This is a genomic window from Pseudomonas sp. LBUM1659, assembly GCF_059716045.1.
The window spans coordinates 3,907,684-3,927,913 of the sequence record NZ_CP166797.1 but is presented as its reverse complement, the minus strand read 5'-3'; the positions used below and the strand labels follow the sequence as shown (position 1 = coordinate 3,927,913).

16 protein-coding genes and 2 pseudogenes are annotated in these 20,230 nt (G+C 60.2%); 11 read left to right on the top strand and 7 right to left on the bottom strand.

The features are described 5' to 3' along the window. Nucleotides 1–38: 38 nt before the first annotated feature. Nucleotides 39–953 carry a LysR family transcriptional regulator gene (locus ACA048_RS17740; protein WP_497625591.1) on the bottom strand — a complete coding sequence of 305 codons (915 nt, stop codon included), beginning with the start codon at nucleotides 951–953 and terminating at the stop codon, nucleotides 39–41. A gap of 151 nt (nucleotides 954–1,104) precedes the next feature. Between ACA048_RS17740 and speB the strand changes: the two genes are divergently transcribed. The 6 genes from speB to ACA048_RS17710 all read left to right on the top strand — a co-directional run bounded on the left by speB (nucleotide 1,105) and on the right by ACA048_RS17710 (nucleotide 8,512). Continuing rightward, nucleotides 1,105–2,109, top strand: a complete 1,005-nt coding sequence (gene speB, locus ACA048_RS17735) for an agmatinase (RefSeq protein ID WP_007942954.1) — start codon at nucleotides 1,105–1,107, stop codon at nucleotides 2,107–2,109. Nucleotides 2,110–2,136: 27 nt separating this feature from the next. Beyond that, complete coding sequence (locus tag ACA048_RS17730) at nucleotides 2,137–3,645, top strand: aldehyde dehydrogenase family protein (RefSeq protein WP_497625590.1); 1,509 nt, start codon at nucleotides 2,137–2,139, stop codon at nucleotides 3,643–3,645. Nucleotides 3,646–3,880: 235 nt separating this feature from the next. After that, entirely contained in the window at nucleotides 3,881–5,449 is a 1,569-nt protein-coding gene (locus ACA048_RS17725) for a purine-cytosine permease family protein (protein WP_497625589.1), read from the top strand. 2 nt (nucleotides 5,450–5,451) lie between these two features. Then, nucleotides 5,452–7,140 carry a choline dehydrogenase gene (gene betA / locus ACA048_RS17720; protein WP_497625588.1) on the top strand — a complete coding sequence of 563 codons (1,689 nt, stop codon included), beginning with the start codon at nucleotides 5,452–5,454 and terminating at the stop codon, nucleotides 7,138–7,140. Between the two features lie 231 nt (nucleotides 7,141–7,371). After that, entirely contained in the window at nucleotides 7,372–8,025 is a 654-nt protein-coding gene (locus ACA048_RS17715) for a peroxiredoxin (protein ID WP_497625587.1), read from the top strand. A gap of 25 nt (nucleotides 8,026–8,050) precedes the next feature. Then, entirely contained in the window at nucleotides 8,051–8,512 is a 462-nt protein-coding gene (locus tag ACA048_RS17710; RefSeq protein ID WP_497625586.1) for a GNAT family N-acetyltransferase, read from the top strand. Nucleotides 8,513–8,630: 118 nt separating this feature from the next. On the opposite strand, the gene ACA048_RS17705 is transcribed toward ACA048_RS17710, so the two are convergent. Continuing rightward, on the bottom strand, nucleotides 8,631–10,052 hold the full coding sequence (locus ACA048_RS17705; protein WP_497625585.1) for a M15 family metallopeptidase: 1,422 nt from the start codon (nucleotides 10,050–10,052) through the stop codon (nucleotides 8,631–8,633). A gap of 370 nt (nucleotides 10,053–10,422) precedes the next feature. Here ACA048_RS17705 and ACA048_RS17700 point away from each other — a divergent pair. Beyond that, nucleotides 10,423–11,131, top strand: a pseudogene (locus tag ACA048_RS17700) (ArnT family glycosyltransferase); the annotation flags it as partial. Here the strand turns inward: ACA048_RS17700 and ACA048_RS17695 are convergent. After that, nucleotides 11,131–11,483: pseudogene (locus ACA048_RS17695) on the bottom strand (MocR-like pyridoxine biosynthesis transcription factor PdxR); the annotation flags it as partial. The pseudogenes ACA048_RS17700 and ACA048_RS17695 sit on opposite strands and share 1 nt — an antisense overlap. Nucleotides 11,484–11,569: 86 nt before the next feature. Between ACA048_RS17695 and ACA048_RS17690 the strand changes: the two are divergent. Then, nucleotides 11,570–11,905 carry a hypothetical protein gene (locus tag ACA048_RS17690; protein WP_497625584.1) on the top strand — a complete coding sequence of 112 codons (336 nt, stop codon included), beginning with the start codon at nucleotides 11,570–11,572 and terminating at the stop codon, nucleotides 11,903–11,905. A gap of 67 nt (nucleotides 11,906–11,972) precedes the next feature. Here ACA048_RS17690 and ACA048_RS17685 read toward each other — a convergent pair whose 3' ends face one another. From ACA048_RS17685 to glcD, 4 genes are read right to left on the bottom strand one after another with little or no spacing between them, the layout of a single operon-like run. Further along, a complete protein-coding gene (locus ACA048_RS17685) occupies nucleotides 11,973–12,374 on the bottom strand; it encodes a heme-binding protein (RefSeq protein WP_497625583.1) in 402 nt (133 codons plus the stop codon). Nucleotides 12,375–12,394: 20 nt separating this feature from the next. Continuing rightward, the gene (glcF, locus tag ACA048_RS17680) at nucleotides 12,395–13,612 is read right to left on the bottom strand and encodes a glycolate oxidase subunit GlcF (RefSeq protein ID WP_497625582.1); all 1,218 of its coding nucleotides are present in this window, start codon (nucleotides 13,610–13,612) and stop codon (nucleotides 12,395–12,397) included. A gap of 3 nt (nucleotides 13,613–13,615) precedes the next feature. Beyond that, the gene (gene glcE / locus ACA048_RS17675; protein WP_497625581.1) at nucleotides 13,616–14,680 is read right to left on the bottom strand and encodes a glycolate oxidase subunit GlcE; all 1,065 of its coding nucleotides are present in this window, start codon (nucleotides 14,678–14,680) and stop codon (nucleotides 13,616–13,618) included. Beyond that, nucleotides 14,680–16,179: a glycolate oxidase subunit GlcD gene (gene glcD, locus ACA048_RS17670; RefSeq protein WP_497625580.1), complete on the bottom strand. Its 1,500-nt coding sequence runs from the start codon at nucleotides 16,177–16,179 to the stop codon at nucleotides 14,680–14,682. Before glcD ends, glcE begins: the two co-directional genes overlap by 1 nt. A 404-nt stretch (nucleotides 16,180–16,583) precedes the next feature. Here glcD and ACA048_RS17665 point away from each other — a divergent pair, with 404 nt between their 5' ends. The 3 genes from ACA048_RS17665 to ACA048_RS17655 all read left to right on the top strand — a co-directional run bounded on the left by ACA048_RS17665 (nucleotide 16,584) and on the right by ACA048_RS17655 (nucleotide 20,230). After that, nucleotides 16,584–18,587 carry an aminotransferase class I/II-fold pyridoxal phosphate-dependent enzyme gene (locus tag ACA048_RS17665; RefSeq protein WP_497625579.1) on the top strand — a complete coding sequence of 668 codons (2,004 nt, stop codon included), beginning with the start codon at nucleotides 16,584–16,586 and terminating at the stop codon, nucleotides 18,585–18,587. A 26-nt stretch (nucleotides 18,588–18,613) separates the two neighbouring features. After that, nucleotides 18,614–19,396, top strand: a complete 783-nt coding sequence (locus tag ACA048_RS17660; protein WP_497625578.1) for a transporter substrate-binding domain-containing protein — start codon at nucleotides 18,614–18,616, stop codon at nucleotides 19,394–19,396. A gap of 120 nt (nucleotides 19,397–19,516) precedes the next feature. Beyond that, nucleotides 19,517–20,230, top strand: a complete 714-nt coding sequence (locus ACA048_RS17655; RefSeq protein WP_007947843.1) for an ABC transporter permease — start codon at nucleotides 19,517–19,519, stop codon at nucleotides 20,228–20,230.

Below are 20,230 nucleotides of genomic sequence, written 5' to 3'. Positions count from 1 at the left end.
GAGTATGCCGGGCGTGGCTCCGGTGTGGCGAGCGGACATCAGCCTTTTGCGGTTTTACGCGAGCTGGCCGCCAGGTCCTCAAGGAAGGCCTGGAGGATCGGCGGTGGTGCTGTTCCGCGTCGGGTAATCACGTCGAACGGCGACACCAACTGCAGACTGTTCGGCGCCAGTTGGTGCATCTCCCCGGTCTTGATCCACTGCGCAGCGAAATGCGCCGGTAGAAACCCCAGGTAGGCACCGGAGATCAACAAAATGGCCAGCGCCTCGATGTTGTCCACGGTCGCCGCCGCTTTACTGACCCCCAAATGTTCGAGGTCGTATTGCTGCATGTAGCCCCGCACGACAATGCGGCTTGCGGCAATTTCTTCGAGCAGTTCGTCACCTTCGGCCTTGCTGCCATACAGCGGATGCCGTCGCCCGCAATACAAGCCCAAGGCTTCTTGGTATAGCGGGGTATGCAGCAGCCCCGGCACATGGATCGGGAAGTGCCCGATGGCCAGGTGCAGTCGGCCGTCGAGCACCCGTTCTTCCAGTTCGGCAGGGGTGCCCACGTACACGTTGAGGTGCACGTCGTGCCCCCGGGACACGAAGCGTTGAGTGGTGCGCGGCAGCGGTGAGTCGGGGTCGGTGATGGTGGTGTCGATGATCCCCAGGTTGAGCTTGCCGCTGATGTGTTGCTTGAGCACATCGGCGTCCATGCAGAAGTTCTCCACCGCCGACAACAGGCGCTGCGTCGCTTCATGAATCGCCACGCCTTGCTCGGTCAGGCGAAAGCCGCTGCGCCCGCGTTGACAGAGTTTAACCCCGAGTCGGGTTTCCAGATGAGTCATCTGTTCGCTGATCGTCGACTGGCCGGCATTCAATGCCGCCTGCGCGGCAGAAAAGCCCCCGCACCTGACAATCGTGGCAAACACCCTGAGCAACTTCAGATCGACATCGTGCAGCTGAATCACCTTGGACCTCCCTCGCGTGGATGCATCGGCAATGCCGATATGAGTATCTGATGTTTAGCATTTTTTCCACGAAAACCTGCGTCCATAGTCTTTCCAACGGCGGTCGCCTTGCAGTCCGCCCAGCCGATAACAAAAAGTGGAGAGGCTTGAAATGTCCAATAACGGTTATGAATCCGGTCGCCTGAACCTGCCATTCGTAGGTCATTGCACCTTTGGCAAATCCCCGGTGTGCACCGATTGGGATGCACTGGATGCCGACGTCGCGGTGCTGGGCGTTCCCAACGACATGGGTACCCAGTGGCGCTCCGGCGCACGCTTCGGGCCACGCGGGATTCGTGAAGCATCGACGCTGTTTTCATTTGGCCACGCCGGCGCCTATGACCACGAAGACGACGTGATGTACCTGACCGCCGCCGACGTGCGCATGGTCGACGTCGGTGATGCCGACATCGTCCACACCGACATGGTCACCAGTAACGAGAACACCGAATACGCCGTGCGCAAGATCCTCGATGCCGGTGTCATGCCGGTAGTGCTCGGCGGCGACCACTCGGTGCACGCGCCGGTGATCAAGGCATTCGAGGGTCGTGGCCCGATCCACATCATCCACTTCGATGCGCATCTGGACTTCGTCGACGAACGCCACGGCGTGCGCTACGGCCATGGCAACCCGCTGCGTCGCGCTTCGGAAATGAACCACATTGTCGGCATGACCCAGATGGGCATTCGCAACGTCTCATCCTCCAACCGCGATGACTACGAAGCGGCCCATGCTGCCGGCTCGAAAATCCTTTCGGTGCGTGATGTCCGCCGCCTCGGCGTCGAGGGTGTGCTGGCGCTGATCCCGCAAAACATCAACTACTACATCACTATAGACATCGACGGTTTCGACCCGTCCATCGCCCCGGGCACCGGTACCCCAAGCCATGGTGGCTTCCTCTACTACGAAGTGCTGGAAATCATCCAGGCCCTGGCCAAGCGCAGCAAAGGCAACATCGTCGGTATGGACCTGGTAGAGGTTGCACCTGTGTATGACCCGAGCGGCATGACCTCGATTCTGGCGGCACAACTGCTGCTCAACAGCATTGGGTTCATCTTCCATGAGCGGGCTCAGGCGAAGCACGCCGTGAGCGAAACCACCACGGCTACGGCGTGAACTGACCGCCGCACAGAGGGCATGAAAATGGACACGACTGTTAAGCAGTACCTGCAAAAATTCGGTGTATCCGAAGCGACCCAGACCTTCCTCAGCAAGGTCCAGAAAATGTTCATCGGTGGCGCCTTTGTCGAGGCCAGCGACGGACAGACCTCCGACGTCATCGAACCGTCGACCGAGGGCCTGATCACGCGCATTCCGATGGGCACCACCGAGGACCTGGACCGCGCCGTGCAAGCCGCTCGTGCACAATTCGACGGTGGCGCCTGGAGTCAGGCCAAACCGGCCGAACGCGAGCGAATGATGCAGCGCCTGGCGGACCTGGTTGAACAGAACGCCGCAGAACTGGCAGAAATCGAATCGATCGACATGGGCAAGTCAGTAGCGTTTGCCAAGGACGTCGATATCCAGGGCACGGTCGATACCCTGCGCTATTTCGCCGGCTGGGCGACCAAGCTGCATGGGCGCACCGTAGAACCCTCGCTGCCGGGCAATTACCTGGCCTATACGCGCAAGGAAGCGGTGGGTGTGGTCGGCGCTATCGTGCCGTGGAACTTCCCGCTGCAAACCATGGCCTGGAAGCTCGGCGCTGCCTTGGCCACCGGTTGCACCGTGGTGGTCAAACCTGCTGAACTGACTTCGCTGTCGGCCCTGCGTTTTGCCGAATTGGTGAAGGAAGCCGGGATCCCGGACGGTGTGATCAACATCGTCTCCGGACGCGGCAGTGTGGTCGGCGCGGCCATGGCTACTCACCCTGGCATCGACAAACTGACCTTCACCGGCTCTACCCCGGTAGGCCGTACCGTCGGGCGCGCCGCGCTGGACGAAATGAAGCGACTAACCCTTGAACTTGGAGGAAAATCACCCGTAATTGTGCTGGCCGATGCCGACATTCCAGCGGCTGCACAAGCAATCGCCAACGGCGTATTTTTCAACTCGGGGCAGGTGTGCGATGCCGGTACACGCGCTTATGTTCATCGCAGTGTCTACGACGAATTCCTGCGCGAACTGATCGCCTGCACCCGCACATTGAAAATGGCTCCGGGCCTGGACCCTGACTGTTTCATTGGACCACTCGTGTCGGCACTGCAAAAGCAGCGTGTGACCGAGTACATCGAAACCGGCAAGCAGGAAGGCGCCGAACTGGTTTACGGCGGCCAACCTGTCGATGGTCCTGGCTTCTTCGTCGAGCCGACTATCTTCGCCCATTGCCGCAACGACATGCGCATTGTCCAGGAAGAGATTTTTGGCCCGGTGCTGGTCACCGCACCGTTCGACGATGAGGAGGAGGCGTTGGCTCTGGCCAATGACTCGCTGTACGGCCTGGCCGCCGCGTTGTACTCCAACGACCTTGGCAAGGTGCACAGCCTGATTCCGCGGTTGAAAGCCGGTTCGGTCTACGTCAACGCTCACGGTACCCTCGACCCGTCGATGCCGTTCGGTGGCTACAAACAGTCCGGATTCGGCAAGGACCTGGGCGCCGAGCAGCTCGATTATCTGCTCGAAACCAAAGCCGTCTGGATTACGCTGCCCTGAGCTGGCGCAATCGGCTTCTGTAGGAGCAAAGCTTGCTCGCGATAGAGGTGTGTCAGTCAACAACTCTGCTGAATGTGCCACCGCCATCGCGAGCAAGCTCTGCTCCTACAGAGGCAGCGTGTGGCGGCTGCTACAGAATCAATCTGAATCGGGAACGGCAGGGACGCGGCCGGGAGTCGTTCACCCGAAAGAACGCAGTTATTCCGTCATGATCTTCCAACAATAAGAGTCCATCATGAATACTGACGCCAAAGCCGCACCTAATGTGTCGCTCCTCGACGGCAAACCTGTCGTCGAAAGCCATTCGATCGACTTCATCCCGGAAAACGAGCGCACCGACAAACTGTCGAGTCAAGGCCCGTTCTGGTTCCTCGGCAATTTCACCTTCTTCACCATGACCATCGGCTTCGTTGGCCCAAGCGTCGGCCTGACCGCGCTCTGGACCACACTCGCCGGCACGCTGGGCATCATGTTCGGCACCTTGTTCATGGCGTTCCATGGTTCGCAAGGCCCGCACTTGGGCTTGCCGCAAATGATCCAGTCGCGTGCGCAGTTCGGCTATCGCGGTGTGATCCTCGTCCTGCTGGCGACGCTGTTTGTGTTTGCCGGGTTCAACATCGTCAATCTGGTGTTGATGATGCAGGGTTTGCACACTTTATTCGGGTTCGATCCTTGGATGATCGCGGTGGCGGTGACGGTACCGGCGGCGATCCTCGCGATCCTCGGTCATGACTGGATGCACCGCAGCTTCAAATGGGCGTTGTACCTGTCGATTCCGCTGTACGGCCTGGTAACGCTCGCGGTGATGATGGGCTGGGTGCCCGATGCCGTGATGCCAGCACTGGCTGCCGGTGAAGTGGCTCCCGCGCCGCTGGGCTTCAACTGGACCGGTTTCATCGCGCAGTTCGCCGCAGCGGCCAGTTACAACATCGCCTACGCCCCGTACGTGTCCGACTATTCGCGCTACCTGCCGAAGAACACCTCCAGCGGCAAGCTGATTGCCGTGGTGTTTCTCGGCGCTTCGTTGTCCGGCGCATGGATGATTTCGGTGGGTGGCTGGCTGGCCGATCACCTGCATTCCACGGACGTGCTGGTCGCCCTCGGACAAGTCGGCAACGTCGTCTCGCCACTGATAGGCACAGCGGTGGTGGTGATCACGATCCTGGCGTTCCTGCCGGTGATTGCGATGAACATCTACAGCGCCAAACTGACCACGCTGACCTGCGTCGATTCCATCAAGCACATCGAGCCGACCCGCAGGGCACGCATTCTGGCGATTGGATTCGTGATCCTGCTGCAACTGGGCGTGGCCCTGAGCATCCAGAGTTCGGGCAAAGGCTTGTCGGTGCTGGGAATCTACCTGGTGGTGATGTTGTACTTCCTGGTGCCCTGGACCTCGGTCAACCTGACTGACTACTTCTTCGTGCGCAAGGGCCGCTACGCCATCCCGCACTTTTTCATGCCCCACGGCAACATCTACGGTAGCTGGGGCCTGCGTGGCATCGCCGCGTACGCCATCGGTTTCGTGTCGATGATCCCGTTCTTCTACATCTACGACGGCGTTGAGCAGCGCGAGGTCTATGTCGGCCCACTCGCCAAAGCACTGGGCAGCATCGACATCGCCTGGCTGGTCGGGCTGATCGTCTCGGGGCTGGTGTACTACTGGTTCAGCCGTTCGATCGACCTCAAGCGCGAAGAAACCGTCATCCAGCACATTGAGAAAACCTCTCCGCAATACACCACTGGCGACTCGCTGAGCTTTCGCTCGTCGCCCGTTTTCAATGAATCGGAGGCCGGGAGATAACCATGGCTACGCAAAAATATGACTACATCATCATTGGTGCCGGCTCGGCGGGTTGTGTGTTGGCCAACCGCTTGAGCGAAGACCCGGCCACCTCCGTTCTGGTGCTGGAATTCGGTGGCAGTGACCGCAGTGTGGTGATCCAGATGCCGAGCGCGTTCTCGATCCCGATGAACACCAAGAAGTACAACTGGCGCTACGAAACCGAGCCAGAGCCATTCCTCAACGGACGACGCATTCACTGCCCACGCGGCAAGGTGCTGGGCGGATCGTCGTCGATCAACGGCCTGGTCTACATCCGTGGCCACGCCTACGACTTCGACGAGTGGGAATCGCTCGGTGCCCAAGGCTGGGGCTACCGCAATTGCCTGCCTTACTTCAAGCGGGCAGAACACTACGAGGAAGGTGGCGACGGCTATCGCGGCGGCACCGGGCCGTTGCACACCACGAACGGCAACCACATGAAAAACCCGCTGTATGGGGCGTGGGTGGACGCCGGTGCTGAAGCCGGTTACATCAAGACCGAAGACTGCAACGGCTACATGCAGGAAGGGTTCGGTGCCATGCACATGACGGTGAAAAACGGCGTGCGCTGCTCCACGGCCAACGCTTACTTGCGCCCGGCCATGGGCCGTCCGAACCTGACCGTGATCACCCACGCGATGACCCGGCAGATCATCCTTGAAGGCAAGCGCGCGGTCGGCGTCATGTATGACCACAACGGCCAGACCCATCAGGTTTATTGCAACCGCGAAGTGCTGATTTCCTCAGGGCCGATCGGGTCGCCGCACCTGTTGCAACGCTCCGGTATCGGTCCGGCCGAAGTCCTGCGCAAAGCCGGGATCGGCGTGCGTCATGATCTGCCTGGGGTAGGGGAGAACCTGCAGGATCACGCCGAGGTGTACATCCAGTTCGGCTGCAAGGAACCGGTGACCCTCAACAGCAAAATGGACCCGCTGAGCAAACTGATGATCGGTTTGCGCTGGCTGCTGTTCAAGGACGGACTCGGCGCCACCAACCATTTCGAGGCCGGTGGTTTCATTCGCTCGGACAAGGGCTTGCGTTGGCCGGACATCCAGTTCCACTTTCTGCCTGCTGCCATGCGTTACGACGGCAACAAGCCGATCAAGGGCCACGGCTTCATGGTGCTCACCGGGCCGAACAAACCCAAGAGTCGCGGCTATGTGCGCGCCCGTTCGGCTGACCCGTACGAACATCCGCAGATCCAGTTCAACTACCTGCAACGCGAAGAGGACCGCGAAGGCTTCCGCCGCTGCATCCGCCTGACCCGGGAGATCATTGGCCAGAAGGCAATGGACCGCTTCCGCGACGGCGAAATCGCCCCAGGCCCGCTAGTGAACACCGATGAAGAGCTTGACGCCTTCGTGCGGGAAAACCTTGAGAGCACCTACCATCCTTGTGGTTCGTGCCGCATGGGCGAGGACGATATGGCGGTGGTCGATTCCGAGCTGCGTGTGCACGGCATTGCCGGGTTGCGCGTGATCGACTCGTCGGTGTTCCCGACCGAGCCCAATGGCAACCTCAACGCACCGACCATCATGCTCGCCGAGCGGGCCAGTGACCTGGTGCGCGGGCGCAACATGCTGCCGGCCTCCGATGCGCCCGTCGGTCTGGTACAGGATTGGGAAACCAGCCAGCGCTCGTCGCTGCCGGGACGCAACGTCCGGGTTTAGTGGCGTCGGGTTTTGCTCAGGAACAGTCAGATCGACGGCGTGTCGGTCTGGCTGTTTTGTCATTTTTTGAATTCAATGACTTAAAGATAGGGGCTGGCGGTAACGCCCTTGTCTTGCCGCGTCTCCTATACTGATCCGCGTTGACAGGTTCAACACCGATCTCGAATGCCGTTGGAGATGTACCCCGATTCTGACGGTTTTCCCTGCGACCCCAAAATAAGGAGAACAAGCATGGCAATCCGCATTGGCGACGAGGCACCGGACTTTACCGTTGAAAGCACCGAAGGCACGCTACATTTCCACGAATGGATTGGCGACAAGTGGGCCATCCTGTTTTCGCATCCCAAGGATTTCACCCCGGTGTGCACCACCGAACTCGGTTACATGGCTGGGCTCAAGCCGGAGTTCGACAAGCGCAATACCAAGATCGTCGGACTCAGCGTCGATCCGGTCAGCAATCATGAAAGCTGGGCCAAGGACATCGAAGAAACCCAGGGGCATGCGGTCAATTACCCCATGATCGGTGACGAAAACCTGGTGGTGGCGAAGCTCTACGACATGATCCACCCGAATGCCAGTGGCGGCGCCCGCACCGCCGCAGACAACGCCACCGTGCGTTCCGTGTTCATCATCGGCCCGGACAAAAAGGTCAAGGCCATGCTCATCTACCCGATGAGTGCCGGGCGCAACTTCGATGAAGTGCTGCGTCTGCTCGACTCCCTGCAATTGAACGCCAAGCACACTGTCGCCACCCCGGTGAACTGGCGTCCGGGGGAGGACGTGATCATCCCTACGTCGGTGTCTGATGAAGACGCGCGGAAGAAGTACCCGGACGGTTTCAAAACCATCAAACCTTACTTGCGCACTGTGGCGCAGCCGAAGTAATCCAACCCCCGAGGAGCCGCGCAACATGGTCGTAAAAGCCTTTCGCGTCGACGCCAGCCATCTCGACCAGGTTGCGCGCCTTTTCGACGCCTACCGAGGCTTCTACGGCCAGCCCTCGAACCTGACGCAATCCCGCGATTTCATCGCTGAACGCATCGCCCTGGACGAGTCTGCGATTTTCCTCGCCGAAGACGCCGTGGGTGACGCGTTGGGCTTCGTACAGTTATACCCGACGTTTTCCTCCATCGATGCTCACCGCACCTGGTTGCTCAGCGACCTGTTCACCACCCCTGAGGCCCGAGGGCGAGGGGTGGGCACGTTGCTGATGAACACCGCGCGCGCCTTTGCAGTGTTGAGCGGTGCCAAGGGCATGGTGCTGGAAACCGCCACCGACAATGTTGGTGCGCAGCGGTTGTATGAGTCGTTGGGGTATGTGCGTGAGGCGGGTTATTACACGTATTGCCTTGATTTGAGGTTCAACTCATAGACGCACAAACCGGCGGATTCAGGGCCAATGGTGGGCAACGACGCAAGGTCTTGTGGCTACCGGACAGTAAGGTGATGTCTGATATGTGAGCCTTGATCGAGTCCAAACCCCACCCACATCACGGCAATTTCCACCCTTCACGAAACTGCTCGTATTGCGCCTCTGGCATCTGCACCAGCAGTGGAGACTCGCGAGGGTCGAGCCACTTGAGCAACGCAGCAATATCCCCCTGATCCATGGCCGTGCAGCCCGCCGTCGGCGAAGTGGGGCCACGCCAGATGTGGAAGAAAATGCACGAGCCCGAGGCCGCCGTCGCCGGGGTATTGTGCTCGATGAAAATGCCTTTGCGATAACCCTCCTCGTTGCGCATGTGTTCTGAGCTGTTCCAGTCTCTAGCCATCGCCGCGCCGTCGACCAGTTCGTTGTAGCGCTGGGATTGGCTGTCATCCACGCATTCGGTGGTCGGTGTGAGCGCAAGGTAGGGCAGATGGGTGTCAACGGTAGCGTCGAAACCAAACGCCGTGCCCAGTTTGAAAATCCCCGCAGGTGCTTTTCCATCGCCTTCGCGTTTGACCGGACCCTCAAAAACACCAGCGCCGCTCAGGCCCTTGCCCCAACCCATGCCGTTTTTGCCAACTACCACGGGAAAGGCATCGCCGTACTTTCGAAAGGTTTTCCCATCACGTTCATAGCGCTGCGCGGTGCCCTGGATGTCATCCCAGTTCTTGGAGGTGACCACGATCAGCTGACCGCTGGCACCGATTACATCGCTGGAGCTCATCGGTGTAATGGGGAAGTCCATCACGTCCTTCGGTGCTCCCTCGCCACTGAATGTGAAGTGCCACCATTCCTTCGAATACCCGGCAAACCCTTCTTTTTCCATGGCGCTGCCAAGGCGTTGGCGGTTTTCTTTCGCGCTGGCGTTGATCGTCGAGTTAGCGGTATGTGCGCGCTCATCGAAGCAGTCGAAACCGGTGCCCATATCGAGGGCACCGTCGTGCCAGCGTTGATCATAGGGGGCGGTGCAGTCGACTTGCGCCGCTGCAGGTGTCCAAGTGTCGGCGGGCAACGCCTTGGGGCCGGTGAGTGTCAGGTCCACGGTTGAACCTTTGGAGTGCCCCGACACCCGCGCCACATAGCCCAGGTGCCAGAAGTCCTGCTTGTCCACGCGCGGATAAAACTCGGCCTTGTGCGGGTCACCCGGCTCTGTCGCGAAGCGCCCCATGTCGGCGACGGCGCGGCTGGGGCGATAACAATCGAATACCTTCAAACCATAGCCTTGCGTGCGCAATACCGCTTGCACCCGGGCGAGGGCCTTGGCGGTGTCCACGGACAACAGGCATTCGGCGGCGTCGTAGCCGTCGAGCCGGTGCCCGGTAAAGTTGTGGGCGCCGGCATAGCGCATGTCCTGCTCGATGCTCGGATCGATGGTGCGCAAATAGACCATATTCGCAGGCCTTGGCTCGGCGCTGGCCATGCCGGGCACGATAAAGCCCAGCAGCACAATCAACAGCTGATTGGCGGTGTTTGTAACGTTCATACGATTTAAACGAATGCTTAACACAATCTCACCATTGGATGGGCAGGGTAACTGTGGCTCTGAGTCGACGATGTCACGGCCTCAATGACCCCTACAGCGTAGAGCTCAAACAGGCACGGCTCAATGAGTTGGCGTCTTTACCGGGCTTTCGATTGCAAAGGCTGGAACGTGTTGAAAAACCTTCCTTGGTGGCTGATCAAACATACGCACCTCAACACCAAAGCCCAGGAGTCGAAGGATGACCCTCTCCCGCGAAACACTGTGACTGACGGTCGGCTTCATAGACCAGATCGCCATCACTCGCCGCTTTGCTTTGCAATGGTTTTACAGTGAATACCAGACCAATAGCACGCCCTTGAAGGACTGACTCATGCGTAGATCGCTATCGCCCGGCGTTGAGTGCCTGGGCCTGATGTTGCTGGCGTTGCTTTTGATCGGCGCAGGGTTGGGGCTGCGCCAGCCGCAGAATGTCGACGAGGAACGATTCCTCGGCGTTGCCCTGGAGATGTTGCACAACAGTTCGTGGCTCATTCCGCATCGCGCCGCAGAATTTAAGGCGACAAGCCGCCGATTTTCATGTGGACCGTAGCGTTCTTGAGCTGGCTGACCGGAAACCTGCCGTTGCCCTTTATATTCCGGGCCTGTTATCCGGCGTGACGGTCACCGCAGTGGTCTACGATCTGGGCCGTCGCCTGTGGAATCGGCGGATCGGCCGGATTGCGGCATTGTTGTACCTGGCCACTTATCAGACCCACAGCATCTTGCAAACCGGTCAAATCGACAGCTTTTTGGTGCTGTTTACATCGGTCGGTCTGTACGGCCTGGCGCGTCACCTGTTGCTCGGCCCGGCCTGGCGCTGGTTTTACATCGGTTGCACGGCGATGGGCGTGGGCGTGATCACCAAAGGGGTCAGGTTTGTCCGGGCGCTGATGCTGATTCCGTATGCCTATGCGGTGCGCAAAGACTGGCCCGGCGTGGTGGCGATGCCGGGCGAGGCGCGCAAGTGGTGGCTGGGGTTGGCGGTGATGTTGGGCGCCACGGCGATCTGGTTGCTGCCCTTGGCGTTGTCCATCGTGGTCACACGACCCTCGCGATCCAGGCTCTTGAGTGCAGGCAGTGGACGGCTGGTGTAGCGGTATTCACCGTCGTAGTCGTCCTCGACAATCCACGCTTGCTGCCTGCCCACTCCAACAATTCCAGGCGTCGTGGCAACGACAGCGAGACGCACAGCGGGCTTTGATGGGCCGGCGTGACGACGGCTGCGCGGGCGCCGGGCGTGCGCTGAATACCTTGCGCGACGCGCATGCCGTCTGCATCCACCGGAACCGGGGCAACCTTTATTTACAGGTGCTCCAACAACTGTGGTGTGGGCAAATAGCCGGGGTCTTCGACGAGCACGCGGTCCCCCGGCCTGAGCAGTGCATGAGTGATCTGTTTTACACGGGTAAGGCAATTTGCTGGCCCCGCTGGTTCAAAGTAGTCGCCAAAATCACTTTATTTTCAGGTGGTTAGGCGGAATGCAATTGCGCAATGTAGCGGTCACGATGATCTCGCTCGCCCTGGCGAGCATGGCTGGCGCGGTCCAGGCCAAGGCGTTGATGCCCAATGACCGCTATATGTGCGACTGGGGCGCGGGGACGGCAGCCAGAGCCCAGGAACTCAAGCTATCCGGGGTGTCGCTGTATGCCGCTCGCCAGAAGATACAGACCTACAAGTTCAACAAACCGTGGATGCACATGATGGCCATGGGCATTACCGAGCAGACTTACGACAGCCCATCGCGGTTTAAACCTGCTGCGGTCCGGCAGAGTTTTTATGAAGAGTGCATCAGGTATAAGTTGGCGCGGAAGTAATAACGCTCGATGCCAATCTTTCCGACAAGCCCCCTCGCCACAGGATACTCATCGCTTGCAGGTGTCGTCACTTCAGGCATTGCGCCCCGGCCTTGGCCACTTGCGCGTCCTGCTCGGCCTTGACGCCGGACACGCCGACCGCGCCGATCACCTGACCATCAAAAATAATCGGCACGCCACCTTCCAGAGACGTCAGTAACGGCGCTGATAAAAAGGCGTAGCGTCCACCATTGACCATGTCTTCATAACCCTTGGATTCGCGCCGGCCCAAGGCCGAAGTGCGGGCTTTTTCGGTGGCGATGTAGGCGCTGCTGGGCGCGCAACCATCGAGGCGTTCGAGTGCCAGGGGATGACCGCCGTCGTCGACAATCACGATGGTCACGGCCCATTGATTGTTCTGTGCTTCGCTGCGGGCGGCGGCGAGGATCTGGCTGACTTCGGCCTGACTCAGTACGGCTTTGCTGTTCATGGCAATTCTCCAATGCGTGATCAGGGCAGGGCGGCTTCGACCAGTTCGATCCAGTGCCTGACGGGGGTTCGACCCGCGCCGTCGAGGTGGGCCTGACAACCGATATTGGCGGTGACAATGACTTCGGGATATCCGCTCTCCAGCGCATTGAGCTTGTTGTCGCGCAGTTGTCGGGACAGTTCCGGTTGGGTCAGTGAATAGGTGCCCGCCGAGCCGCAGCACAAGTGGCTATCGGGCACGGGCGTGAGGTTGAAACCCAGCCGCATCAGCAGCGCTTCAACCGCGCCGCCGAGTTTTTGTGCGTGTTGCAAGGTGCAAGGGCAATGAAACGCCAGGCGGTGGGCGCAGTGGATGCCGAGTTTTTCCAGCGGTTCAGCGCGCAACACTTCGACCAGGTCCTTGGCCAGCGCACTGACCTTTTGCGCCTTGTCGGCATAGGCCGGGTCGGAGCGGAGCAAGTGACCATAGTCTTTGATGAACGCACCGCAACCGCTGGCGGTTTGTACGATGGCTTCGACACCGTTTTCGATGTCCGGCCACCAGGCATCGATGTTGTGCCGTGCGCGATCAAGGCCCGCTGCCTGAGCGTCGAGGTGATAATCCACGGCGCCACAGCACCCGGCCTCGGGGACCGGTGTTATGCTGATGCCCAGCCGATCCAGCACGCGCGCGGTGGCGGCATTGGTGTTGGGTGACAGCCCGGGCTGCACGCAACCTTCCAGTATCAGCACCCGCCTCGAGTGGCGCATCGTCGGGCGCGGTTTGGCCGGGTACACACGGCGAGGCAACTTGGCTTGCACAGTGTTTGGTAACAACGCACGAAACATCTGACCAGTGTTGACCAGTAATTTGAACAGTCCGGGATTGGGCACAACGCTGCGCAAACCTTCGCGCAACAAGCGCTGGTCGAGTGAGCGCGGTACGGCGGCATCCACTACCGCGCGGCCAATGTCGAGCAAGTTGTGATAATCGACGCCAGAGGGGCAGGTGGTTTCGCAGTTGCGGCACGACAGGCAACGGTCCAGATGCTGCTGGGTTTTTTGGGTGACCTCGTTGCCTTCCAGCACTTGCTTGATCAGGTAGATGCGCCCCCTCGGCCCATCCAGTTCATCGCCCAGCAGTTGATAGGTCGGGCAAGTGGCATTGCAAAAACCGCAGTGCACGCAGGTGCGCAGAATGCTTTCGGCTTCTTTGGCTCGTGGCAGTTGGCGGGCCTGTTCGCTGAGTGTGGTCTGCATGGGTCAACACTCCGCGTACAGGCGACCGGGGTTGAAGATGCCCCGTGGATCGAGTTGCTGCTTCAGGTTGCGGTGGTAGTGCATCAGGGCAGCAGGCAACGGTTGGAACGGGCTGTCGATCAGGCCGTGGCTGTAACAGGTCACATGCCCGCCGACCTCACCGACGATCTTGCGAATGAACGACGCCTGCGCCTCGGATTTAAGCCAGCGTTGTGCGCCGCCCCAATCGATCAGTTGAACGCCGGGCAGGGAAAGCCGAGGTGTGTTGTGTGGTAATGACAACCGCCACAGAGGCTGGTCTTCATCGAAGAAAGTCAGTCGATGTTCGTTGAGATCCTCCCAATATGACGCGTCGAGTAACTCGCCACCCAATCGGTCATGGGCCGCCGCCACCGAGCCTTCGCCGCCCTCAAGCCGCAAGTGCAGGCGCTGTCCGTCGTGGCATGCCGCGCTGATCGGCAAGGGCTGCTGGCCCCACTCCGCGAGGCGCAGCAAAGCGCGATCACTGTTCATTTCCAGGCCGATGCTCAGGCACTGACGCGGTTTGGGCAACACCTTGAGTGACACTTCAGTCACCACCCCCAACGACCCGTAACTGCCGGCCATCAAGCGCGACAGGTCATAGCCGGCGACGTTCTTCATGACTTCACCACCAAAGCGCAAATGCTTGCCATGCCCGGTGATCACTCGCGTCCCGAGGACAAAATCCCTGACCGAGCCTGACCACGGGCGCCGGGGCCCCGACAACCCGCAGGCAATCATGCCGCCGACGGTGGCGCCTTCGCCGAAGGAGGGCGGTTCGCACGCCAGCATCTGCTGTGCGTCGTCCAATACGTCAGCCAGTTCTGATAAGGGCGTGCCGCAACGGGCGGTGATCACCAGTTCGGTCGGGTCATAGCTGACGATGCCTCGGTGGGTGCGCGTGTCGAGCACTTCACCGGCGACGATGCGCCCAAGGAACGCCTTGCTGTTGGAGCCCTGAATGCGCAACGGCGTGGCGTTTTGCAGCGCTTGGTTGACCTGCTCCAGCAGCGCGGCACTGTCATCCATGTCGTCTTCATTGGGCATTAAAAGCGCTCCAGATCAGGGAAGGGCATCTGACCCATATGCACGTGCAGGGCGCCAAATTCGGCGCAGCGGTGCAGGGTCGGAATGTTCTTGCCGGGATTGAGCAGTCCGCTCGGATCGAAGGCGGCTTTGACCGCATGGAACAGCGTCAGCTCATCGCTGTTGAACTGCGCACACATCTGGTTGATTTTCTCGCGGCCCACACCGTGTTCACCGGTAATGCTGCCACCGACCTTCACACACAATTCGAGGATTCTGCCGCCCAGGGTTTCGGCGCGGTCGAGCTCACCTGGCTGGTTGGCATCGAACAAAATCAGCGGATGCATATTGCCGTCGCCGGCATGGAAAACATTGGCCACCCGCAGGCCATATTCGGCCGACAGCGCTGCGATAGCCTGCAACACGCCGGGCAGTTCGCGGCGCGGGATCGTCCCGTCCATGCAGTAGTAATCGGGCGAGAGGCGTCCCACGGCCGGAAAGGCATTCTTGCGTCCGGCCCAGAAACGCACGCGTTCGGCCTCGTCGCGGGCCTGGCGGACTTCGGTGGCGCCGGCCTGTTCCAGCACCTGGCGCACGCGGTTGCAGTCATCATGCACGTCGGCTTCCACGCCATCGAGTTCACAAAGCAAAATGGCTTCGGCGTCGACGGGATAGCCGGCGTGGATAAAGTCTTCAGCGGCGCGAATGGCCAGGTTGTCCATCATCTCCAGGCCGCCGGGAATGATGCCGGCGGCAATGATGTCACCCACCGCGCGGCCGGCTTTTTCGACGGAATCGAAGGCGGCCAGCAGCACTTTTGCGGACTGCGGTTTGGGCAGCAGTTTGACGGTCACCTCGGTGATCACCCCGAGCATGCCTTCGGAACCGGTGAACAACGCCAGCAAATCGAAGCCGGGCGAGTCCAGGGCATCGGAGCCCAGCGTCAGGTGTTCTCCGTCGACGGTCAGGATCTCGACCTTGAGCAGGTTGTGCACGGTCAAGCCGTACTTGAGGCAATGCACGCCACCGGCGTTTTCGGCGACGTTGCCGCCGATAGAACAGGCAATCTGCGAGGAGGGGTCCGGCGCGTAATACAGGCCGAAGGGCGCCGCCGCCTGGGAAATAGCCAGGTTGCGCACCCCCGGCTGAACCCTCGCGGTGCGGGCGTCGGGGTCGATGTGCAAAATGTTGTTGAAGCGCGCCATCACCAGCAGCACGCCTTTTTCCAGTGGCAATGCGCCTCCGGACAAACCCGTGCCGGCGCCACGGGCGACCACCGGGACGTGCCGCTCATGGCAGACTCTAAGGACGCCCTGGACTTCGTCGAGGTGGCGGGGCAGCACCACCAGCAGGGGCGTGGTGCGGTAAGCGGAGAGCCCGTCGCATTCGTACGGCCTGAGTTCCTCCTGCTGGTGCAGAATTTCCAGATCGGGCAGCCACGCGTGCAGCGCCTGGAGCAGAGCGGCTTTGTCGACGTCAGGCAAAACGCCGTCGACGCGTTCATCGTAAAGAATGTTCATCGCCTGATCGCAACCCTCAGTTGTTTTTATTCGAGGACTTCCGGTGGCAGTTAATGTGCATCATTGGCCTGACGGGTTTTTCTGTCTATGTGTTGTTTAACGGGCCGTCCGGCTGTTTTTTGGCTGATAGAGAAAACAACCTTCAAAACATTAGCTCATCGATGCTCGTTCGCCTCCATTGCATGGAGGTGGACACGCCAAAGCTGCGGCCGTGTGAGCCTTTCAACCACCCAACCCCGTTATTGAAAAACGTCGCGACTGTCGTGAAAACGACCTGTTTGCGCTGAACGCGAAGCATCGCGACTTTTCTGTTGAACGACTGTTCAGCTTCGACTATGTTGGTGGCCACCTTCCCCGGCTGGTTGCGCGGGCTTGCGTTTCTTCAATTCGAACGAGGCACTGGCATGCGGTTTTCACCCTTTGTTGAGCGGATTTCAGGCGACGGTGTGGCCGCCTGGGATATTCACAATGCAGCCTTTGAAGCCCAGCGCCGTGGTGAGGATGTGATCATCCTCAGTGTCGGTGACCCGGATTTCCCCACGCCAGATTTCATCACCAATGCCGCTATTGAAGCGTTGCGCGAGGGCGACACCCACTACACCGAGATCGCCGGTCGCCAGGCCCTTCGCGAAGCCATCGCCACCCGCTACAGCCCCCTGTTCGACCGTGAGGTGCAAGCGTCCAGCGTGATCGTCGCGGCCGGGGCGCAGAACGCGCTGTTCATCACCTCGATGTGCCTGCTCAATAGCGGCGATGAAGTGATCGCCCTGGACCCGATGTACGTGACCTACGAGGCGACGCTCAATGCCTCCGGTGCAACGCTGGTGCGGGTGCCGTGCTCAGCGGATTCAGGTTTCAGGCTCGATGCCGCCGTGCTGGCGAAGGCCATCACCACGCGCACCCGGGCGATTTTCTTCTCCAACCCGAACAACCCCACCGGCGTGGTGCTCAACCGCGAAGAGCTGCAAGCCATCGCCGACCTCGCCATTGAACATGACTTATGGGTGGTGGTCGACGAAGTCTACGAAAGCCTCGCGTTCGAACGTGAACACCTCAGCCTCGCCGCCTTGCCGGGCATGGCCGAGCGCTGCGTGGTGATTGGCAGCCTGTCGAAATCCCATGCCATGACTGGCTGGCGGATCGGCTGGATTGTCGCCAACGAAGCCTTGATCGCTCACGCCGAAACCCTGGTGCTGAGCATGCTGTATGGCTTGCCGGGGTTTGTCATGGAAGCGGCGCTGAAAGCGGTGCAGGCCCACGACGACGTGACCCACGGCATGCGCGACATCTATCGCCGCCGCCGTGATCTGGTGGTCACGAGCTTGTCGGATTGCCCGGGCATTTCAGTGCTCAACCCCGATGCCGGCATGTTCGTGCTGGTGGACGTGCGTGACACCGGATTGACTTCGCTGGAATTCGCCTGGCGCCTGCTGCGTGAGGCGCGCGTGTCGGTCCTCGACGCGGCGGCGTTTGGCGAGCCGGCGCAAGGTTTTGTGCGACTCTCGTTCACCCTGGGTGAAGAACGACTGGCCCAGGCGTGCCAGCGCATTCGCGATTTTGTCCTGGTGCTCAAAGGTGAAGCGCCACGCCCGGTGATCAGCCGCGTCACCAGCCAGGCCACGGTTGCACCGGTCACGGCCAAGACCATGATTGAAGTCGATGGCCTGCATAAACGCTTTGGCAATATCGAGGTGCTTAAGGGCGTCTCCTTGACCGCTCGCGAAGGCGATGTAATTTCCCTGATCGGCGCCAGCGGCTCGGGAAAAAGTACCTTGCTGCGCTGCATCAACATGCTCGAAGTGCCGGACCAGGGGCGCATTCTGGTGGACGGCGAAAGCATCAAGCTCAACCACGACCGCCCCGGCGCGCCGCTGGTGTCCGACGCCAGGCAGTTGGTGCGGATCCGTTCGAGCCTGGGCATGGTGTTTCAGAATTTCAACCTCTGGCCCCATCGCACGGTGCTGGAAAACCTCATCGAAGCGCCGACCCAGGTCCTGCGTGAAAGCCGTGCCGAGGCGACCGAGCGCGCCGAAGCCTTGCTCGAACGCGTAGGGCTTGCGGCCAAGCGCAACGAGTACCCGGCGTTTCTCTCCGGGGGACAGCAACAACGGGTGGCCATCGCCCGGGCCCTGGCCATGCGGCCCAAGGTCATGCTGTTCGATGAACCCACCTCGGCACTCGACCCGGAACTGGTCGGCGAAGTGCTGCGGGTGATCCGCTCCCTCGCGGAAGAAGGCCGGACCATGATCCTGGTGACCCATGAGATGGCCTTTGCCCGCGATGTCTCTTCCAAAGTTGCCTATTTGCATCAAGGGCTGATCGAGGAAACCGGTTCGCCGGATGAAGTGTTCGTACACCCACGCAGCGAACGTTGCCGACAATTCGTCAACGCTCATCAGACTCGCTAATAAATCTAAAAAGACGGGGAAAAATCATGGGAAATCGACGTTTGGCAAACTGGTTTACCGGCGCGGCTTGCTTGTTGCTGGCCGGGATGAGCGCGGCGCAGGCCCAGCCAATCAGGTTCGCGGTCGCAGCCGAACCTTATCCGCCGTACACCGAGAAACAGGCCAACGGTGAATGGAAAGGCTTTGAAGTCGACCTGATCCACAAGCTGTGCAGCGAAATGAAAGCCGAGTGCGAGATCAAGGAAGTGGCGTGGGACGGCATCATTCCATCGTTGCTGGCGAAGAAGATCGACGTGATTTTTTCCTCGATGTCGGTGACAGAAGAGCGCGAAAAACAGATCGCGTTCAGCAAGGCCTACTACGACTCGGTGATCGCGATTGTCGGGCCCAAGGGCACTTCCGTTAAAAAGTACCCGGACGATCTCAAGGGCAAGATCATCGGCGTGCAGAATTCCACCGTAAGCGCCAGCTACCTGAAGCAGTACTACGAAAAAATCGCCGACGTGAAGTATTACGATACCCAGGATTCGGCCAACGCCGACCTGATTGCCGGTCGCATTGACCTGATGATGGCAGACGGCACGGCCATGGCGGCCTTCGTCCAGACGCCGGATGCGAGCAACCTGGAATACCTCGGCGCGGTGCCTTATGACCCGATTTTCGGCAAAGGTGTGGGCGCCGGTCTGCGCAAGGATGACACCGAGCTCAAGGCCAAACTCGACAAGGCCATCCAGGGCCTGCTGGCGAGCAAGGACTATGACGACCTGTCCCAACACTACTTCGGTACCAGCGTGAAACCCGCGTTCTGACCTCTGTAGGAGCCGGGCTTGCCCGCGATGGGGCCTTTGAAATCGCCAAAAGCATCGCGGGCAAGCCATGCTCCTACAGGGGTCAGGTGATGCCGTGAACGTCGCTATCTGGAGAGTGAAATGCCGGCAATGTTCGAGTTGATCAATTTCAGCGAGCAAGGATGGGGCAGTGCGCTGTTGAAGGGGCTATGGATGACCCTGCAGATTTCGGCCGGAGCGTTTGTGCTCGGGCTGATGATCGGGCTGGTGGTGGCCTGCCTCAAGCTGAGCGCGCCCAAACCGATCGCGGCGCTGATGCGCAGCTACACCACCTTGTTTCGGGCGGTTCCGGAGTTGTTGCTGATCCTGCTGCTGTACTACGTAGGCTCGATGCTCCTCAATTCGCTCATGGTGCAGATGGGTTATGGCACCGTGAATGTCAGCGGTCCGCTGGCGGCGATTGTGGTGCTGGGTCTGGTGCAGGGCGCTTACGCCTCGGAGATTTTTCGGGCGGCGATCCAGGCCATTCCTTTCGGCCAGATCGAGGCGGGCAAGGCGTTTGGCTTGAGCGGGTTCGGCCTGTTCCGGAGGGTCACGCTGCCGATCATGGCGCCTTACGCCATGGCCGGGATGGCCAACCTGTGGATCAACCTGATCAAGGACAGCGCATTGATCAGCGTAGTCGGCACCAACGAGCTGCTGTACACCGCCAAGCAAGGCGCGGGTTCGACACGGCATTACTTGTTGTTCTACCTCACTGCCGCGGCGATGTATTACGCGGTGACGTTGGCGTCCAACTACCTGTCTGGACGGCTTGAGCGACGCATCCGACGCTGGATGCCTTTGGCTGAGTGA

What these genes read in the sequence shown, in the direction of transcription:
- ACA048_RS17685 (WP_497625583.1), bottom strand. Translation starts at nt 12,374, where the DNA reads ATGAACAGCAAAGCCGTACTGAGTCAGGCCGAAGTCAGCCAGATCCTC.
- ACA048_RS17660 (WP_497625578.1), top strand. Translation starts at nt 18,614, where the DNA reads ATGGGAAATCGACGTTTGGCAAACTGGTTTACCGGCGCGGCTTGCTTG.
- betA (WP_497625588.1), top strand. Translation starts at nt 5,452, where the DNA reads ATGGCTACGCAAAAATATGACTACATCATCATTGGTGCCGGCTCGGCG.
- ACA048_RS17710 (WP_497625586.1), top strand. Translation starts at nt 8,051, where the DNA reads ATGGTCGTAAAAGCCTTTCGCGTCGACGCCAGCCATCTCGACCAGGTT.
- ACA048_RS17665 (WP_497625579.1), top strand. Translation starts at nt 16,584, where the DNA reads ATGCGGTTTTCACCCTTTGTTGAGCGGATTTCAGGCGACGGTGTGGCC.
- glcF (WP_497625582.1), bottom strand. Translation starts at nt 13,612, where the DNA reads ATGCAGACCACACTCAGCGAACAGGCCCGCCAACTGCCACGAGCCAAA.
- glcE (WP_497625581.1), bottom strand. Translation starts at nt 14,680, where the DNA reads ATGCCCAATGAAGACGACATGGATGACAGTGCCGCGCTGCTGGAGCAG.
- glcD (WP_497625580.1), bottom strand. Translation starts at nt 16,179, where the DNA reads ATGAACATTCTTTACGATGAACGCGTCGACGGCGTTTTGCCTGACGTC.
- ACA048_RS17655 (WP_007947843.1), top strand. Translation starts at nt 19,517, where the DNA reads ATGCCGGCAATGTTCGAGTTGATCAATTTCAGCGAGCAAGGATGGGGC.
- ACA048_RS17705 (WP_497625585.1), bottom strand. Translation starts at nt 10,052, where the DNA reads ATGAACGTTACAAACACCGCCAATCAGCTGTTGATTGTGCTGCTGGGC.
- speB (WP_007942954.1), top strand. Translation starts at nt 1,105, where the DNA reads ATGTCCAATAACGGTTATGAATCCGGTCGCCTGAACCTGCCATTCGTA.
- ACA048_RS17715 (WP_497625587.1), top strand. Translation starts at nt 7,372, where the DNA reads ATGGCAATCCGCATTGGCGACGAGGCACCGGACTTTACCGTTGAAAGC.
- ACA048_RS17730 (WP_497625590.1), top strand. Translation starts at nt 2,137, where the DNA reads ATGGACACGACTGTTAAGCAGTACCTGCAAAAATTCGGTGTATCCGAA.
- ACA048_RS17690 (WP_497625584.1), top strand. Translation starts at nt 11,570, where the DNA reads ATGCAATTGCGCAATGTAGCGGTCACGATGATCTCGCTCGCCCTGGCG.
- ACA048_RS17725 (WP_497625589.1), top strand. Translation starts at nt 3,881, where the DNA reads ATGAATACTGACGCCAAAGCCGCACCTAATGTGTCGCTCCTCGACGGC.